16 protein-coding genes are annotated in these 15,760 nt (G+C 67.0%); 5 read left to right on the top strand and 11 right to left on the bottom strand.

Annotation, left to right across the window (positions count from 1 at the left end; genetic code table 11):
- Window positions 1–59: 59 nt before the first annotated feature.
- The 4 genes from VH567_RS15215 to VH567_RS15200 all read right to left on the bottom strand — a co-directional run bounded on the left by VH567_RS15215 (window position 60) and on the right by VH567_RS15200 (window position 2,439).
- On the bottom strand, window positions 60–512 hold the full coding sequence (locus VH567_RS15215; RefSeq protein WP_423327090.1) for a hypothetical protein: 453 nt from the start codon (window positions 510–512) through the stop codon (window positions 60–62).
- Entirely contained in the window at window positions 509–1,264 is a 756-nt protein-coding gene (locus tag VH567_RS15210) for a prepilin peptidase (protein ID WP_423327089.1), read from the bottom strand. Before VH567_RS15210 ends, VH567_RS15215 begins: the two co-directional genes overlap by 4 nt.
- Window positions 1,257–1,508 (bottom strand): hypothetical protein, encoded by a 252-nt coding sequence (locus VH567_RS15205; protein WP_423327088.1) that lies wholly within the window; start codon window positions 1,506–1,508, stop codon window positions 1,257–1,259. Before VH567_RS15205 ends, VH567_RS15210 begins: the two co-directional genes overlap by 8 nt.
- 409 nt (window positions 1,509–1,917) lie before the next feature.
- Entirely contained in the window at window positions 1,918–2,439 is a 522-nt protein-coding gene (locus tag VH567_RS15200) for an SH3 domain-containing protein (protein WP_423327087.1), read from the bottom strand.
- Window positions 2,440–2,533: 94 nt separating this feature from the next.
- On the opposite strand from VH567_RS15200, the gene VH567_RS15195 reads away from it, so the two are divergent.
- Both VH567_RS15195 and VH567_RS15190 read left to right on the top strand, forming a co-directional pair.
- Window positions 2,534–3,532 (top strand): 2-hydroxyacid dehydrogenase, encoded by a 999-nt coding sequence (locus VH567_RS15195; RefSeq protein WP_423327086.1) that lies wholly within the window; start codon window positions 2,534–2,536, stop codon window positions 3,530–3,532.
- Between the two features lie 102 nt (window positions 3,533–3,634).
- Complete coding sequence (locus VH567_RS15190) at window positions 3,635–3,826, top strand: hypothetical protein (protein WP_055879018.1); 192 nt, start codon at window positions 3,635–3,637, stop codon at window positions 3,824–3,826.
- 55 nt (window positions 3,827–3,881) lie between these two features.
- Here VH567_RS15190 and VH567_RS15185 read toward each other — a convergent pair whose 3' ends face one another.
- The 4 genes from VH567_RS15185 to VH567_RS15170 form a co-directional block, all read right to left on the bottom strand.
- Window positions 3,882–4,127 (bottom strand): hypothetical protein, encoded by a 246-nt coding sequence (locus tag VH567_RS15185; RefSeq protein WP_423327085.1) that lies wholly within the window; start codon window positions 4,125–4,127, stop codon window positions 3,882–3,884.
- 165 nt (window positions 4,128–4,292) lie between these two features.
- The gene (locus tag VH567_RS15180; RefSeq protein WP_423327084.1) at window positions 4,293–4,931 is read right to left on the bottom strand and encodes a LysE family translocator; all 639 of its coding nucleotides are present in this window, start codon (window positions 4,929–4,931) and stop codon (window positions 4,293–4,295) included.
- 188 nt (window positions 4,932–5,119) lie between these two features.
- Window positions 5,120–6,523 carry an NAD(P)H-dependent flavin oxidoreductase gene (locus VH567_RS15175; protein WP_423327083.1) on the bottom strand — a complete coding sequence of 468 codons (1,404 nt, stop codon included), beginning with the start codon at window positions 6,521–6,523 and terminating at the stop codon, window positions 5,120–5,122.
- 69 nt (window positions 6,524–6,592) lie between these two features.
- Window positions 6,593–7,729 (bottom strand): glycosyltransferase, encoded by a 1,137-nt coding sequence (locus tag VH567_RS15170; RefSeq protein WP_423327082.1) that lies wholly within the window; start codon window positions 7,727–7,729, stop codon window positions 6,593–6,595.
- A gap of 319 nt (window positions 7,730–8,048) precedes the next feature.
- On the opposite strand from VH567_RS15170, the gene mqo reads away from it, so the two are divergent.
- Window positions 8,049–9,758, top strand: a complete 1,710-nt coding sequence (mqo, locus tag VH567_RS15165) for a malate dehydrogenase (quinone) (RefSeq protein WP_423327081.1) — start codon at window positions 8,049–8,051, stop codon at window positions 9,756–9,758.
- 128 nt (window positions 9,759–9,886) lie between these two features.
- Here mqo and VH567_RS15160 read toward each other — a convergent pair whose 3' ends face one another.
- From VH567_RS15160 to VH567_RS15150, 3 genes are all read right to left on the bottom strand, one after another.
- Entirely contained in the window at window positions 9,887–10,999 is a 1,113-nt protein-coding gene (locus VH567_RS15160; RefSeq protein ID WP_423327080.1) for a glycosidase, read from the bottom strand.
- A gap of 150 nt (window positions 11,000–11,149) precedes the next feature.
- Complete coding sequence (locus VH567_RS15155; RefSeq protein ID WP_423327079.1) at window positions 11,150–11,908, bottom strand: SDR family oxidoreductase; 759 nt, start codon at window positions 11,906–11,908, stop codon at window positions 11,150–11,152.
- A gap of 57 nt (window positions 11,909–11,965) precedes the next feature.
- Window positions 11,966–12,847, bottom strand: coding sequence for an alpha/beta fold hydrolase (locus VH567_RS15150; RefSeq protein WP_423327078.1), 882 nt, complete (start codon window positions 12,845–12,847; stop codon window positions 11,966–11,968).
- 37 nt (window positions 12,848–12,884) lie between these two features.
- Between VH567_RS15150 and VH567_RS15145 the strand changes: the two genes are divergently transcribed.
- Window positions 12,885–14,246: a protein adenylyltransferase SelO gene (locus tag VH567_RS15145; protein ID WP_423327077.1), complete on the top strand. Its 1,362-nt coding sequence runs from the start codon at window positions 12,885–12,887 to the stop codon at window positions 14,244–14,246.
- A 36-nt stretch (window positions 14,247–14,282) separates the two neighbouring features.
- On the top strand, window positions 14,283–15,695 hold the full coding sequence (gene astD / locus VH567_RS15140; protein WP_423327076.1) for a succinylglutamate-semialdehyde dehydrogenase: 1,413 nt from the start codon (window positions 14,283–14,285) through the stop codon (window positions 15,693–15,695).
- Window positions 15,696–15,760: the final 65 nt, after the last annotated feature.

Raw genomic sequence — 15,760 nt, 5'->3', positions numbered from 1 at the left:
CACCCCCATCTTCGCCCCCGGTAACGCACCGACGGCGGCTTGGTTTCCACATTTCTGCATTACACGCAGCCGATCAGTCCCCCGACTGGCACGACGACGGTGTCACGGCCGGGGCGATCGATGCGGACTGTCGCGCTTACCGTCGCCCCGGCGGAGATATCCGCGCGCGTGGCGACCGTCATGTCGAGCGTCGCGGTCACGTCGCCGCCGCGATAGACCGACACGCCGCCAAAGCCGAAGCCGACCGCGGGCGACTGGGTCGCGAGCGCATAGTCGGTCGACTTGCCATCGATCGTGAGGCGGATCTGCGCCGGGTCCGCGCTGGCCATCGCCACCAGCTGGCGATTGCCGTCGACGTTCCAGAGATAGGCGGCACAGCCGCGTGCGGGCAGCGCCTGCTTGCCGATCGCGCCAAGCGGACCCGGTCCGGGATTGGCACCCGCATTGGTGGCGGGGGGCGGCGCAACGGGTGTCGTCGCCTGGGCCACGAACGCGAGAAGCATCGGTATCATGTCGTCGCGCCTATCATGAACAGCCACGCGGGATAAGCCGCGATCGCCAGCAGTGCGCCGAACGGCAGCGCGGTATCCGCCGCCATGCTGCGCCCCTTCAGATGCGCTGCGAGCACGACGCCGAGCCCGATCATGCTCGCGATCAGCAGCACCGCGGGCAGCATCTGCCAGCCGAGCCACAGCCCGATCGCCCCGAACAGCTTCGGATCGCCGCCGCCCATCCCGTCGCGTCCGCGCAACCGTCGATAGCCGAACGCGACCAGCCACAAGGTCCCGAACCCGGCCAGGCCGCCGATCAGTCGTGCGAGGACTGGTGGATCGATGCCGACCGCCGCGCTCGCCAGCCCGGTCAGCGCCAGCAACGCGGTCAGGCGATCGGGCAGCCAGAACGCGACGAGATCCAGGCTGGCGAGCGCGAGCAGCAGCCAGCCGAAGACCGCGCCGGCGATCCCGATCGGTCCGGGTGCGACCAGCCCGGCGGCGACGCCGATCGCGCATCCGGCCAGTTCGATCCGCCAGTGCACCGGACTGATCGGCGCGCCGCATCCGCTGCATTGGCCGCGCAAGAGCAATGCACTCGCCAACGGCACCAGCTCGACGGCGCTGAGCGTTCGCCCGCAGTCGTCGCAGGCCGACCGCCCCTGCATCACCGATCGGTCGGCGGGCCAGCGCATCACCAGCGCAGCGACGAAACTGCCGATGATCGCGCCCAATATGCCCAGTGCAACGGCCCAGAAGAGGGTTTCAGACACCGGTCTTGCGGACCAGATAGCGGTAGACGCCGAGCAGGTTGATGCCGAACAACACGATGTTCTGCGTGCCGAGCGCCCAGTCCCCGGTCAAGGCCGCACCGCTGAGCCACGCGATCGACGAGCCGACGAACAGCACGAACCCCCATCCCGTGACGCGCCGCCCGAAATCGAGCGACACCATGAACGCGGCGATCACGCCGGACGCCGCGGCGGTCCATTTGAGCGTCGTGACGAGCGTTTCCATGCGGCGGGTGTAGGCGCCATTGGCGGCGTGTCTACTGACGCAGGTCAAGGGACGACGCTTGCGGGTGGCGTTGGGCTGGCGTCGTTGAGCGCTCGTATCCTTCCCCGCCAGGGGGAGGTGGCTGGCGCTTGCCAGACGGAGGGGGAGGAAAGGGTAACCTCTGCTCCGTGTTCCTCGCCCTCCGTCGCTTCGCGCCACCTCCCCCTGGCGGGGGAGGATTGCGCAAAGGTGCCGAGCGTCGATCAGGGACTATAGTTTGCGCGTATAGTAGCGCGAGAAGGCGGTATCCACAGGGCGAAGACCGCGCCGGGTGGCGAGTTCGCATGCGCCCCCCGCAGATGCAGCGTGATCGACGCGATCACGTCCGGTTGAGTCAGGTCATCGCGAACGATGTTGACCGGCAGAACCGTCAGGGAAGCGTCTCGTCGGCTTCGACTCCCCACAACCCGCCGATCTCGACGAAGCCCGCCTGCCCCTTCACGTCCATGCGACACCAGCCATTGCCGCACTGGCTCAGCCGCCCGACCACGCCGGGTGCGGCGCGCCAGAGCAGCCGGCTGCCGGCATTGGGCTTCTCGCGCAGGTCGACCGGTACCGAACCGCGGACGACGGCGGTGCGCGTGCCGCTCAGCAGATTGGCCTGCATCCACCCCTCGGTGCCGTCGGGGTCCGCGACCTTGCGCCATTCCTTGAAGATCGCGACGACCTTGATCGGCAGGTCCTGGCGCTGGTACAGCCAGCTCGCCGGATAGGTTCGCGCCGGGCCGGTCCGCATCCGCGCCCGCGTCGCCGAGATCGAAGCATAATAGGGCACCGTCCGCTTCACCGCATCGGCAGCGGACGCCGGATCGGGGAGCATCGCGCTGCCGACAAGGGCGACGGCGCTGACGGAAAGCGCGGTGGCGGAAAGCGCGGTGGCGAAAATGCGCATGATCATGTCCTAACAGGCGAATCCCGTCCTATCGCGACCGGCTGCGTTCCTCAACCAAGTTGACGCGTGGGGATGCGTTCGCCAAGCCGTTGCGATGATCGACACACGCCGCTGTCCGAACCCCAGGGTCGTCGTAACGCGCGAATTGGCCGACACGCTGATGGATCGCATGGAGGCGCTGTTCGACACGCGCAACAACCGCGCCGACGCGCCGCTCACGCGCGACCAGCTCGCCACCGCGATGGCCGAGTGCGACGTGCTCGTGCCGACCGTCACCGATGACATCGATGCCGACCTGATCGCCGGCGCGGGCGACCGGCTGAAGCTGATCGCCAACTACGGCGCGGGTGTGAACCATATCGACCTGAAGGCGGCGCGCGCGCGCGGGATCATCGTCACCAACACGCCGGGGGTGCTCACCGAGGATACCGCGGACATGACGATGGCGCTGATCCTGTCCGTCCCGCGCCGCCTCGCCGAGGGCGAGAAGCTCGTCCGTTCCGGCCAGTGGAAGGGGTGGAGCCCGGGCGGGATGCTCGGCCACCGGATCGGCGGCAAGGCGCTCGGCATCGTCGGCATGGGGCGGATCGGCCAGGCGGTCGCGCTGAGAGCGCGCGCGTTCGGGCTGACGATCCATTATCATAACCGCACCCGCCTGCCCGCGGTCCGCGAGGCGCAACTGGCGGCGACCTTCCATGCCTCGCTCGACGACATGCTCGGCAGCGTCGACATCGTCACGATCCACACGCCGCTCAACGCCGAAAGCCGCGACCTGCTCGATGCACGCCGGATCGGGCTGATGCGCCCGCACGTCTACCTGATCAACGCGGCACGCGGCGGCATCGTCGACGAGGGCGCACTGGTCGACGCGCTGGAGAACGGCCGGCTGGCGGGTGCCGGGCTAGACGTCTGGGCGCACGAACCGGTCATCGATCCGCGACTGCTCGCGCTGCCCAACGTCGTCATGCTGCCGCATATGGGCTCGGCCACGCTCGAGGGCCGGGTGGCGTCAGGCGAACGCGTCATCCAGAACATCCGGATGTGGGCCGATGGCCACCGCCCGCCCGACCAGGTGCTCGACGGCTGGGCGTGAAGACTAGCGGAGACCGCAAAATATAATCTGCATCAATTTCCGGGAACAGATCCCGCAGTGCAGCATTTGATGGGAACCCCCGGAGAAGATGGAGTTTCCACAATGAAGAAGTTTGCCGTTTCCGCCCTGCTGCTCGCGTCCGCCGTCTCGATGAGCGCATGCTCGACGCTCAAGGGCGCAGGCATCGGTGCCGCCGGCGGCGCAGGCGTTGCGGCTGCGACCGGTGGCAGCGTCGAGAAGGGTGCCGCGGTTGGCGGCGCGGGCGGCGCTGTCGTCGGCACCGTCGCGGACTGATCGGAACGCGCCGACCCGAACGACAATCCCCCTCCCGTTGCGGGAGGGGGATTTATCAGATGGCGCGCATCCAGTGGGTCCGCGCGACCGTTCCGGTCAGCACTTTCGACCCGAACGCCTTGATGATCTTGGCAGCGTCGGCGCTGTTCATCAGCACCACCCGCGTTCCGCCCGACGGCAGCGTCTCGATCGCGCTGATCGTGGCATCATGCTTCTTGCACATCGTGATGACCTGAGCCTGTTCGACGCTGACGTTGACCGCGCGCGAGATCGGCACGACCGTATCGGTGCTCGTCGTCACGACGCGATCGCCGCGGGTGCAGGGTAAGAATAGATCGTCATGCAGCATTCCCGGCTCGGAGCGGGAGCGCAAAGCATCTCTCAGTCGCGACCTGCCCGTACGAAGCGTCGCGATAGCACGACTATGCGCGCGCTCGCCCGAAACGGCAATGGCGATCCCGGTGCGCTACATTCGCACCTGCAGCAGCGCGAGGCCGAAACCGACGAAAATCCCGCCCGTCACCCGGTCGAACACGCGCCGTAACGCCGGTCGCGTCAGATGCCTGGCCAGAGCCTGTCCGCCGACCGCGTAGACGCCGTACCAGATGCTCTCGACCACCGCGAAGGTGGCGACCAGGATCGCGAACTGCGGTGGCTGCGGCGCGGCGCGATCGACGAACTGCGGCAGGAAGGCGGCGGCGAACAGCAGCAGCTTGGGATTGCTGATCCCGATCACGAAGCCGCCGCGAAACAGGCGCCTGGCCGATGGCGTCGAAGGGATCGTGTCTTTGCCGACGTCGATCGGCGCGCCATCGCCCTGCCCCGCCCCGCGCCATGCCTTGATGCCGAGGAAGATCAGATACGCGACGCCGGCATAGCGCAACGCGTCGAACACCCGCGGCCACGCCGCCAGCAGCGCCGACACGCCCGCCGCCGACGCCGCCAGCACGAGCACCAGCGCGGTCAGGCATCCGGCCATCGCCGCCATGCTACGCCGCGCGCCGAATGCCACGCTGCGCGTCATGACGTGCAGCATGTTGGGCCCCGGCGTCCCGCAGAGCAGCACGATCGCGACCACGAACAGCCACCATGCATGAAGTGTCATTTGCGGTTCCTGTTGCTCACGAAAGCCCCCGTCGGGACTGTTGCCCCAGCCCCTACCCCGTCACCCCAGCGAAAGCTGGGGTATCTCTCGTGGCACGCGACCGGAGTCACACGGTGATACCCCAGCTTTCGCTGGGGTGACGGTCTTTTTTACGGGCGCCGACAGCCTCCCGTCTCAAGCCTCCGACCTCAATCCCCGGTTAGGATCCGATCCACCAGCTGACCGACGCTCGGCACGAAGCCGTTCGAGTAGAACGGATCCTTCTTGAAATTATACGCTGCATGACCCGCGAACATCAGGTTCTGGTCGATGTCCCCACCATGCGCGATGTCCTGCAGCGTTTTCTGGATGCAGAAGCTGCGCGGATCGGCGAGGCGCCCGGTCGAGTTCGTCTCGGTATCCGCCCAGCTCGAGAACGAGCATTGCGACAGGCAGCCCATGCAATCGGCCTGATCCTTGCGGATCATGCCCTTCTCGTTCGGGCTGACGAACACGAGCGTGTTGTCCGGCGTCTTCAGCGCATCGGTATGCCCTTCGCCGAACCACTGGCGCGCGCGCAGCAGGTCGTTGCGCGTCACCCAGAAGTTCTTGCCCTTCACGCCGACGTCGAGCTGGAAGACGTGGTCGCCAGCCTCCTGCGTCGAGAACGCGATCTGGCGTTCCGAGCGTGCTTCGAGCGAGCGCAGGAACGGATTGCGCACGGCCGACGAGTAGAACCCGGTCGGCGAAAATTTGTGCAGCAGCACGTCGCCTTCCTCGATCTGAGTGAGCGCATTCTTCCAGCCCTCGGGGATCGGGCTTTCACGCGTGAGCAGCGGCCGGGTGCCGAACTGGAACGCGATCGTGCCGAGCTCGGGATTGTCGATCCAGTCGTTCCAGTCGCGCAGATACCAGACGCCGCCGGCCATCACGATCGGCACGTCGTCGGAGATGCCGCCCTCACGCATCACGTCGCGCAGTTCCTTCACGCGCGGATACGGGTTCTGCGGCTTCAGCGGGTCCTCGGCGTTCGACAGGCCATTGTGCCCGCCGGCAAGCCACGGATCCTCGTACACCACCGCGGCCAGCCACTCGGCCGCCTTCGAATAGGCACGCTTCCACAGCGCGCGGAAGGCGCGACCAGAGCTGACGATCGGCAGGTAGCTGACGCCGTAGGACGCGGTGATCTCGGACAGCTTGTACGGCATGCCCGCACCGCAGGTGACACCGGCGACCTTGCCGCGGGTGCGCTCGAGCACGCCGTGCAGGATTCGCTGCGCGCCGCCCATTTCCCACAGCACGTTGATGTTGATCGCGCCCTTGCCGCCCGAAATCTCGTACGCGCGCTCGACCTGCTGGACCGCGCCCTCGATCGCGTATTCGACAAGCTCCTCATGCCGCGCGCGCCGGGTCAGCGCGCTGTAGACCTGCGGGATGATCTTGCCTTCGGGATCGTAGCTGTCGGCGTTGACCGCGGACACCGTACCGATGCCGCCGGCCGCAGCCCAGGCGCCGGCCGAGGCGTGGTTGGTCGCCGCGACGCCCTTGCCGCCTTCCACCAGCGGCCACACTTCGCGACCGTTATAGACGATAGGCTTCAGGCCCTTGAACACGACGTCACCTCTCCCGGAAAATACGGCCCCCTATATCGCAAGGACGCAGCGCGCGAGCAATATTAAGACCTAGGTCAGCGCGCCGGGTCGCCCGAGCGCATCCTCATAGAGCGCACGATAGCGCGCGATCATAACCGCTTCGTCGAATTCCGCCCGCGCTTTGGCCTGATTGGCAGCGCCGACCGACGCCCGCAACGCCGGATCGGACACCAGCGCCTGCAACGCGTCGCGCAACCGAACCTCGTTGGCGATGTCGGTCACGAACGGCAGGTTTTCCGGCGAAACCATGCGCTTGATATCGCCGACCGGATAGCTCGCGATCGGCAGCCCCGCCGCCATCGCCTCGACCACCGAGATCGGGAACTGCTCGCTCCGCGACGACACCGCCAGCATGTCGAAATGGCCGATATAGCGGTATGGCCGATCAAGGAATCCGGGCAGCACCAGCTTGTCCGCCATGCCCATCGCCGCGGCGGCCTGGAGGATGTTCGCGCGCTCCGGCCCCTCGCCGACGATCACGAGCCGCACCCGCCCCGACACGCCGCCGACTGCACGCACCAGTGCGGTCAGGTCTTTCACCTCGCGCAGGCCCGCCAGCGCGCCGATCACGACCTCCTTGGCGTTGGGGGTGAAACCCGGAATTGCCTTGGGCTCAGGCTTCTGCGCGTAATACGCCGTGCCGATCCCGTTGACGATCCGGTGGACCCGCTCGCGCGGCTGTTTCCAGGTGTTCAGCGCGATGCCCTCCAGCACCTCGGACGGCACCGCCAGCGCATGCGCCGCGCCCAACGCGAGCCGACGGTAGATGTTGCGCTCGATCTTCAGCCCGCCCGCCTCGTCGGCGTTGAAGCCGTCCTCGTGATGCACGATCGGCGGCGCGCCCTTCCCGAACGCCCGCCGCGCCATCACCCCGTCGATCGCGCCCCAATTGTACGTCAGCACAAGGTCGAACCGCCGCATATACTGCGCGATCGCCTCGTAGCGCTTGACCGAGGGCTTGCCGGTGAGCGGCGGCGGGTTCTGTGCGATCTCGTAGCGGATGCCCTCGGCGATCGAGTCCCGCGCGCTCAGGGCGTCGGGCACGCCCGAGACGATGGTGTGCTTCGCGCGATCCCCGAACGCATTCATCAATCGCACCGCCCGCGCCTCCTTGCCGCCAAGGTCGAACGAGGAGTGGAGGTGGAGGATGTTCACGGGAGCGGCCATCGCCGACCGATGCCGATTTTCCCGCCTGCTTTCAAGGGAGCCGCCCGGTTGACGTTACGGCAGACCGACTTGCGAAAGTGACGGCGCGATGCCATGTGCGCCGGGCAGACAGCTTCGCGCACCAAGCAGCGGAGCGATACCCCAAGACTTCCAGAGAGTTGGACGAGGATTTCGAGCAGCGGTCGCGCTCGGTCGATGGTTCCTCTGTCGATCCGTATCATTACGCGGCCGGAACGACAATCCGGTGTTGGACGCCTGTCCCCTCTGCTTTCACAGCGTCGGGACAAGTCGCGCCAAGCCGCAACGATGAGGCACGACAATGCAAGATTCCTCCAAAGACGATGCGGTCAACACCGGCGTCGGCGTAACCCGGCGTAACCTTCTCGGCTCGGCGATCGCGGCAGGGGCCACCGCCGGCGGCGCGGCGATTTTGCCGCTCGCCGCCGCCGACGCCGCCACCACCGAGCGCAACGTCGACGTGCTGCTGGTCGGCGGCGGCATCATGAGCGCGACGCTCGCCGTGCTGCTCCACCAGCTCGAACCGACTTGGACGATCGAACTGGTCGAGCGCCTCGACAAGGTCGCCGAGGAGAGCTCGAACGGCTGGAACAACGCCGGCACCGGTCACTCGGCGCTGTGCGAACTGAACTACACGCCGGTCAACAAGGCCGACGGGCTGGTCGAGATCGAAAAGGCGATCGAGATCAACGAGCAGTTCCAGGTCACCCGCCAGTTCCTGAGCCACCAGGTGAAGGCCGGCATGCTCGCCAACCCGCGGTCGTTCATCAACTCGACCCCGCACATGAATCTCGTATGGGGCGATGCCAACGTCGCGTTCCTGCGCAAGCGCCACGCCGCTCTCCAGGCGAGCCCGCTATTCTCGGGCATGGAATTCTCGACCGATCCCAAGCAGATCGCGCAGTGGGTGCCCGTGATGATGCAGGGCCGCGACCCGACGATGAAGCTCGCCGCGACGCGCTCGCCGCTCGGCACCGACTGCAACTGGGGCGAGGTGACGCGCCAGTATATCAAGACGATGACCGCGCAGCCGGGCTTCAGACTGACCACCGGGCACGAGGTGCGCGCGCTCGAACGCAGCCCCGACAAGCGCTGGCGCGTGACCGCGCGCAACATGAAGAGCGACGAGAAGCAGATCATCAACGCGCGCTTCGTGTTCGCCGGCGCGGGCGGTGGCGCGCTGCCGATCCTGCAGAAGTCGGGGATTCCCGAGGCCGACGATTATGCCGGCTTCCCGGTCGGCGGCTCGTTCCTGGTCACCGACAAGCCCGACGTCGCGCAGCGTCATCTGGCGAAGGTCTACGGCAAGGCCGCGGTCGGCTCGCCGCCGATGTCGGTGCCGCATCTCGACACGCGCTATCTCGACGGCAAGCAGGCCTTGCTGTTCGGGCCGTTTGCGACCTTCTCGACCAAGTTCCTCAAGGAAGGCTCGTATTTCGATCTGCCGGCGTCGGTGACGCTCGACAATTTCCGGCCGATGATCGCGGTCGGCTGGGACGATTTCGACCTGGTGGAGTATCTCGCGGGCCAGCTCATCATGTCCGACGCGGACCGGATGACGGCACTCCGCGAATATTTCCCGGGCGCGAAGGACGGCGACTGGCGCTTGTGGCAGGCGGGGCAGCGCGTCCAGATCATCAAGCGCGATCCGAAGAAGGGCGGCGTGCTGAAGCTCGGCACCGAGATCGTCGCGTCGAAGGACGGCTCGATCGCCGCATTGCTCGGCGCGTCGCCGGGGGCGTCGACCGCACCATCGATCATGCTCGATCTGCTGAAGAAGGTGTTCGCGAACCACCTCGCGACGCCCGCATGGCAGGCGAAGATCCGCGAGATCGTGCCGAGCTATGGCACTGCGCTGAACGACAATCCGGAGGCGATCGCCAAGACCTGGGCGTCGACTGCGGAAACGCTGCAACTGACGGTACCGTCGCCCGCGGTGCAGATCGCGACGCAGCCCAAGCCCGCCGCAACCCGCGTAAAGGTAGACCGCAGCCCCGACCTCGCACTCTGACGCAATCCTCCCCCGCCAGGGGGAGGTGTCGCCGAAGGTGACGGAGGGGGAGGACGGCGAAACATCTGTTCCGTGTCCTCCCCCTCCGTCAGGCAAGGGCCTGCCACCTCCCCCTGGCGGGGGAGGATTTATGCCGCCGCGAACACGTCCTTCGGGATATGCGTGATCCGGCACACGAGGTCCGCCTCGCCGCTCGCCACGACATAGAAGTCCCCGGCATCCGCGATCCCCGTCGTGAAGACGACGTTGTCGAGATACATCGCGTCCTTCAGCGGCTCGGTCAGCGCGGGGTTCGGTTCCAGCAATGCGGCGTGCTCGGTCGCCACCGTGATCGACGGATCGTCCTTGTCGAGGATCGACCAATACGTCCGATAGATCCCGACCACGCCCGACGGCTCCACCCCGTGCCACAGCGTCAGCCAGCCCCGATCGGTCAGGATCGGCGGCGCCCCGCCCCCCATCCGCGCAGTCGAGACCGTCGCCGAATGCGGCCGTATCCCCGGCTTGTCATGCGGCTTCCAGTGCAACGCGTCGGGCGAGCGCGACAGGTTGATCGACGGCCCCGCGCGCCATTCGCTCCCCGGTGGATACGCGAAATATAGGTCGCCGAGCGGGCGGGTCTGTGCCCAATATTGCCCGTCGATCAGGCCCTCGAAGATCAGCATGTCCTTGTTCTGGTGATCGAGCACGATCCCCTCGAGCTGCCAGTCGAGCGCGTCGGCGGACGTATACAGCGTCGTCGAATGCCGCTCGGGGCTGACCGAACAGGTGGTCATCAGATAGCGGTCGCCGACCTTGGAGATCCGCGCATCCTCGACGCCGTAGCATTGGTAGGACGTGCGCGGCGCGATCGCCCTGTCGTAATGCACCGCAACGACCGAGCGCCCCTCGGCATCGAGCTCGACCGGCAGCAGCCACGACAACGACGTCAGCGCCATCACCTTCCACCCGCCGCCGGGGATCAGGAATTTCCGCGGGTCCTTCGTATCGACCATCGCCAGCGGCCAAGCGTCGAGCACATACGCGCCGTCTTCCCAGCGGATCGCGTGGACGTTGCCGTCCTTGATCGGCTTTTTCAGCGCCTCCGCCACGCGCACCATCAGCAGCAGATTGCCGTTCGCCAGCCGCGTCATCCCCGGATTGAACGCGCCGAGCACATAGGTCTCGGCGCCGACCTTGCCCGCGAGCGGCGAGCGCGACAGGTCGATGTCGGCGGGGGTGAAGACGAGCTGATCGAACATGCTATTCTCCTTGGGTATCTGGTCTTTCATGCGCTCCCCGTTCGCCCGCCCCCTTTTCCGTTCGCCCTGAGCGAAGTCGAAGGGTGTGCCCCACGCGAAGGTGCTTCGACTTCGCTCAGCACGAACGGAGGTTGGAATGGGTGAGAGAGATTACTCCCCCTCAAGCGCCCGGGGCACGATCACGATCTGCTGGATCACCGTTCGCGTCGGCTGCGTCAGCAAAAACTCCACCCCGACCGCGATGTCCTCCGCGCGCAGCATCTGCTCCGCCTCGATCATCTGGCGCTGCTTGTCGTCGGGTACGTCCGGATACTGCATGTTGGACCCGACCTTGCCCGGCTCGACCAGCGAGACCTTGATCCCCTTCGGTCCGACTTCGCGCCGCAGCGCCTCGGCGAACCCCGCGATGCCCGATTTGATGCCGGCATACACGGTCGAGCTGGGCCCGAGGATATGCGCGCTCAGCGAGCCGATGATGACGATGTCGCTGATCGGCGTCATCCGGTGTGCGGCATGATGCGCGCTCAGCAAATACGCGGTGAAGTCGACCGCGATCGCGTAACGAAGCTCGTCCTCGCTCATCTGCATCAGGCCGCCCGCCGCAACCGCCGCGTTGACGACGGTGATGTCAAAGCCGCCGAGATACGCATCGCCCGCGTCGAAAAACGCACGGACCTTGTCGGGATCGGCGAGTTCGGTGATCATGCCGTCGCCTTCGCCGACCTCGCGGATTCGCGCGAGCGCGTCCTGAAGATAGCGCTCGTCGCGGCCGCAGATAAAGACCTTCGCCCCTTCCGCCGCGAGCAGCACTGCGATCGCCCGGCCGATCCCCGTGGTGCCCCCGGTAATGATCGCGCGGCGGCCCTTGAGCGGGCGGACGGTCGTGTGGGCGTCGGAGAGTTCGGTCATCAAGTATCCCGGATTATCAGCAGATTATCGGCCAGCGGTGCGCGGCCCCGCCCTCCCCTAAGCGCGGATCGCGGCCCCCTCAAGCGCGCGCGCCAGCAACCCGTCGATCGAATCGTGCAGCATCGGCTCGCTCAGCGTCGGCGCATGGCCGACGCCCGGCACCGTCACCAGTTCCGCGTGGTCGAGCGACGCCGCCATCCGCTCCGCCGTCGCCGCCGACAAGAGGTCCGATCGCCCACCGCGGACGATCAGCGTCGGCACGTCGCGAAGGGAGCCCAGCGCCTGCCACATGTCCGGCCCCGCCTCGTTGCCCGGCACGCGGAACGGCTCGGCGATCTTCAGGTCGTAGTCGAGCACGATCCGCCCCGAACTGTTCAGCCGGTACAACCGCTTGGCCATCGCCAGCCAATCCTCGATCGCGAAGTCGGGATAGACGTCGGCGTTGTTCTCGGAAACGCACCGCGCGGCATGCATCCAGGTCGGGAACACGCTCGCCTTGCCGACATAGCCGCGAATCCGCGACAGGCCCTGCGCGTCGATCTCCGGGCCGACGTCGTTGAGCAGCGCCGCCATCATCCGGCCTCTGGAAGGCCCCGCCATCAGCATCGTGACGATCCCGCCGAGCGACGTCCCGAACGCGATATACCGGTCGATCGCGAGTTCGGTCAGCAACGCCTCGACGTCCTGCACATACGTCAAGGGCACGTACGACATCGGATCCTTCGCATACGCGCTCTCGCCGCGGCCGCGGAAATCCACCGCGATCAGCCGCCACCGCCCCGCGAGCCGCGCCGCCAGCGCATCGAAATCGCGCGCATTCCGCGTAAGTCCCGGCATACAGAGGATCGGCGGCTGGCCTTCCGCCCCACCCGGATAGTCCCTCGCGTGCAGTCTCAGCCCGTCGTTGGACCACCAATAGAGGTTTTCGTAAGCGGCCATGGTTGCGTCCTTCGGGTAGCGGCCACCATATCGCCGCATGCCTACCCGCCCGCAAGTGTATCGCCCCGAAGCAAAGCTCCTTGACCTTGGTGACGGCTTCTTCGATCCCGTCGCCCCCGCCGACTTCCCCGAGACTCGGCTCCGCTTCCGCAATGACCGCGCCGCTGCACAGATCGGTCTCGACACGCTGACCGACGACGAGTGGACCCGCCATTTCGGTCGGTTCGAACCCCTCCCCGGCACGCTCGCCCAGCCCTTCGCGCTGCGCTATCACGGCCATCAGTTCCGCAACTACAATCCCGACCTCGGCGACGGCCGCGGCTTCACCTTCGCCCAGATGCGCGACGACCGCGGTCGCCTGATGGACCTCGGCACCAAGGGCTCGGGCCAGACCCCGTGGAGCCGCGCCGGCGATGGTCGTCTGACGCTGAAGGGCGGTGTGCGGGAAATCCTCGCGACCGAAATGCTGGAGGCGCTCAACGTCCCAACCTCGCGCACGCTGTCGCTGATCGAAACCGGCGAGCAGTTGCAGCGCGGCGACGAACCCAGCCCGACCCGCTCCGCCGTCCTTGTCCGCCTCAACCACAGCCACGTCCGCATCGGCAGCTTCCAGCGCCTCGCCTACGAACGCGACGAAGCCGGCCTTCGCAAACTCGTCGGATACACCTTGCGCAACCTGTACGACAAGGACAGCGAGGACCCGGTCCGCCTGCTCGACCTCGTCGTCGGTCGCACCGCGCGTCTCGCGGCGCGCTACATGGCGGCGGGGTTCGTCCACGGCGTGCTCAATTCGGACAACATCAACGTCACCGGCGAGAGCTTCGACTACGGCCCGTGGCGCTTCGCCCCGACCTGGGACCCCGCCTTCACCGCCGCCTATTTCGACCACCAGGGCCTATACGCATTCGGCCGCCAGCCCGAGGCGATCCACTGGGACGTGATGCAGCTCGCCGTCGCACTCCGCCAGATCGCCGACAGCGATCCCTTGGTGGCGGCGCTCGACCAGTTCGGCCCGCGCTACCAACCCGAAGTCACGCAGGCGATCCTCTGGCGCCTCGGCGTTCGCCCGCGCGATCCGGACACCGACCGCGACCTCGTCCAGGCCACCGAACGCGCACTCCGCACTTCCGGTGTCGGCATCGACCGCTTCTTCTTCGACGCATTCGGGGGAAACCTTCCCGGCACCTACGCCGAACCCTGGACCGACGTCCGCGCCGCACTAGCGTCGTACGAACCGCGCAAGGGTCGCTCGCACGCCTATTGGTCGGGCGAACCGTGCAGCATGCTGATCGACGAAGTGGAGGCGATCTGGGCGCCGATTGCCGAACACGACGACTGGACGCTGCTCAACGCCAAAGTCGCCGCGATCCGCATCATGGGAGACGCGCTCGCCGAATAATTGGAATCATTCCAGATTTGAGGCAAGAACGGCGCCATGTCCGACGAGATCATCTCCCACGAACCCGCCACCGGCGCGGTCCTCTGGCGTCATCCGGTCGGCGACGTCGATGCCGAAGTCGCCTGCGCGCGTGCCGGCTGGTCGAGCTGGGCGTCGAAGCCGCTCGCCTTCCGGATCGAGACGATGCGGCGTTTCGCCAACATCGTCCGGCAGCGCAACGACGCGTTCACCGACCTGATCGCGCGCGAAACGGGCAAGCCGATCTGGGAAGCGCGCGGCGAAGTCGAGACGGTCATCGCCAAGGTCGACATCTCGGTCAGCGCCTATGCCGATCGCACCGCGCAGCGCCGGCTGGAGGCGACGATGGGGACACGCATCGCCGTCCGGCACAAGCCGCACGGCGTGCTCGCGGTGCTCGGGCCGTATAACTTCCCGGCGCACCTGCCCAACGGGCATATCGTACCCGCGCTGATCGCCGGCAATGCGGTGGTCTTCAAGCCGTCGGAAAAGACCCCCGCAGTCGGTGCGTTCCTGGTCGAATGCTTCCGCGCAGCCGGGGTCCCCGCGGAGTGCATCCGCCTCGTCATCGGTGGCCCCGCGGAAGGCAAGGCGCTGGCCGCGCATCCCGATATCGACGGGCTGTTGTTCACCGGCTCGGCGCGCACCGGTCTCGCGCTCAACCGCGCCTTCGCCGACAAGCCCGAAAAGGTCCTCGCGCTCGAGATGGGCGGCAACAACCCGATCGTCGTATGGGACACGCCCGACCTTCACACCGCGGCGGTGCTGATCATCCAGTCCGCCTTCACCACCGCAGGCCAGCGCTGTACCGCCGCGCGACGGCTGATCGTCGACACGAAGCTCTACGACCCGCTGATCGCCACGCTCGACAAGATGGTCGGCCGGATCATCGTCGGCGAACCGCACGCGACCCCCTCCCCGTTCATGGGCCCGGTGATCGACAACGAAGCCGCCGACCAGCTCAGCGAGAGCTTCCTCGAACTGCTCACTCGGGGCGGCCGCGCGATCCGCCATCTCGAACGTCCGGTCGCGGACCTGCCGTTCCTGAAACCTGCGCTGATCGACGTCACCGACATCGCCGACCGCCCAGACATCGAGCTGTTCGGTCCGATCCTGCAAATCGTCCGCGTCGACGATTTCGACGCCGCGATCGCCGAGGCGAACAACACGCGCTACGGCCTGTCCGCGTCGCTGATCAGCCAGACGCCGGCGCTCTACGACCGCTTCTGGGCGAACATCCGCGCCGGCATCGTCAACTGGAACAAGCCGACCAACGGCGCATCCAGTGGCGCCCCGTTCGGCGGGATCGGCTGGTCGGGCAACCACCGTCCGAGCGCCTATTACGCGGCCGATTACTGCGCCTACCCGGTCGTCAGCAGCGAATCCGAAAGCGCCCGCGCGAGCATCGGTATCGGCCTCGCCGACGACTGATCGAGCACGGAAAGCAATCCTACCTCCCGCCAAAGCATCATTCGGTTGCGGTGCAGCGCGTTGCC

Source organism: Sphingomonas sp. 4RDLI-65, from assembly GCF_049472435.1.
GTDB lineage: Bacteria > Pseudomonadota > Alphaproteobacteria > Sphingomonadales > Sphingomonadaceae > Sphingomonas.
This window is presented reverse-complemented; position numbering and strand designations above follow the sequence as displayed.

What these genes read in the sequence shown, in the direction of transcription:
- VH567_RS15160 (WP_423327080.1), bottom strand. Translation starts at nt 10,999, where the DNA reads ATGTTCGATCAGCTCGTCTTCACCCCCGCCGACATCGACCTGTCGCGC.
- mqo (WP_423327081.1), top strand. Translation starts at nt 8,049, where the DNA reads ATGCAAGATTCCTCCAAAGACGATGCGGTCAACACCGGCGTCGGCGTA.
- VH567_RS15215 (WP_423327090.1), bottom strand. Translation starts at nt 512, where the DNA reads ATGATACCGATGCTTCTCGCGTTCGTGGCCCAGGCGACGACACCCGTT.
- VH567_RS15205 (WP_423327088.1), bottom strand. Translation starts at nt 1,508, where the DNA reads ATGGAAACGCTCGTCACGACGCTCAAATGGACCGCCGCGGCGTCCGGC.
- VH567_RS15190 (WP_055879018.1), top strand. Translation starts at nt 3,635, where the DNA reads ATGAAGAAGTTTGCCGTTTCCGCCCTGCTGCTCGCGTCCGCCGTCTCG.
- VH567_RS15180 (WP_423327084.1), bottom strand. Translation starts at nt 4,931, where the DNA reads ATGACACTTCATGCATGGTGGCTGTTCGTGGTCGCGATCGTGCTGCTC.
- VH567_RS15150 (WP_423327078.1), bottom strand. Translation starts at nt 12,847, where the DNA reads ATGGCCGCTTACGAAAACCTCTATTGGTGGTCCAACGACGGGCTGAGA.
- VH567_RS15155 (WP_423327079.1), bottom strand. Translation starts at nt 11,908, where the DNA reads ATGACCGAACTCTCCGACGCCCACACGACCGTCCGCCCGCTCAAGGGC.
- VH567_RS15200 (WP_423327087.1), bottom strand. Translation starts at nt 2,439, where the DNA reads ATGCGCATTTTCGCCACCGCGCTTTCCGCCACCGCGCTTTCCGTCAGC.
- VH567_RS15145 (WP_423327077.1), top strand. Translation starts at nt 12,885, where the DNA reads ATGCCTACCCGCCCGCAAGTGTATCGCCCCGAAGCAAAGCTCCTTGAC.
- astD (WP_423327076.1), top strand. Translation starts at nt 14,283, where the DNA reads ATGTCCGACGAGATCATCTCCCACGAACCCGCCACCGGCGCGGTCCTC.
- VH567_RS15195 (WP_423327086.1), top strand. Translation starts at nt 2,534, where the DNA reads ATGATCGACACACGCCGCTGTCCGAACCCCAGGGTCGTCGTAACGCGC.
- VH567_RS15170 (WP_423327082.1), bottom strand. Translation starts at nt 7,729, where the DNA reads ATGGCCGCTCCCGTGAACATCCTCCACCTCCACTCCTCGTTCGACCTT.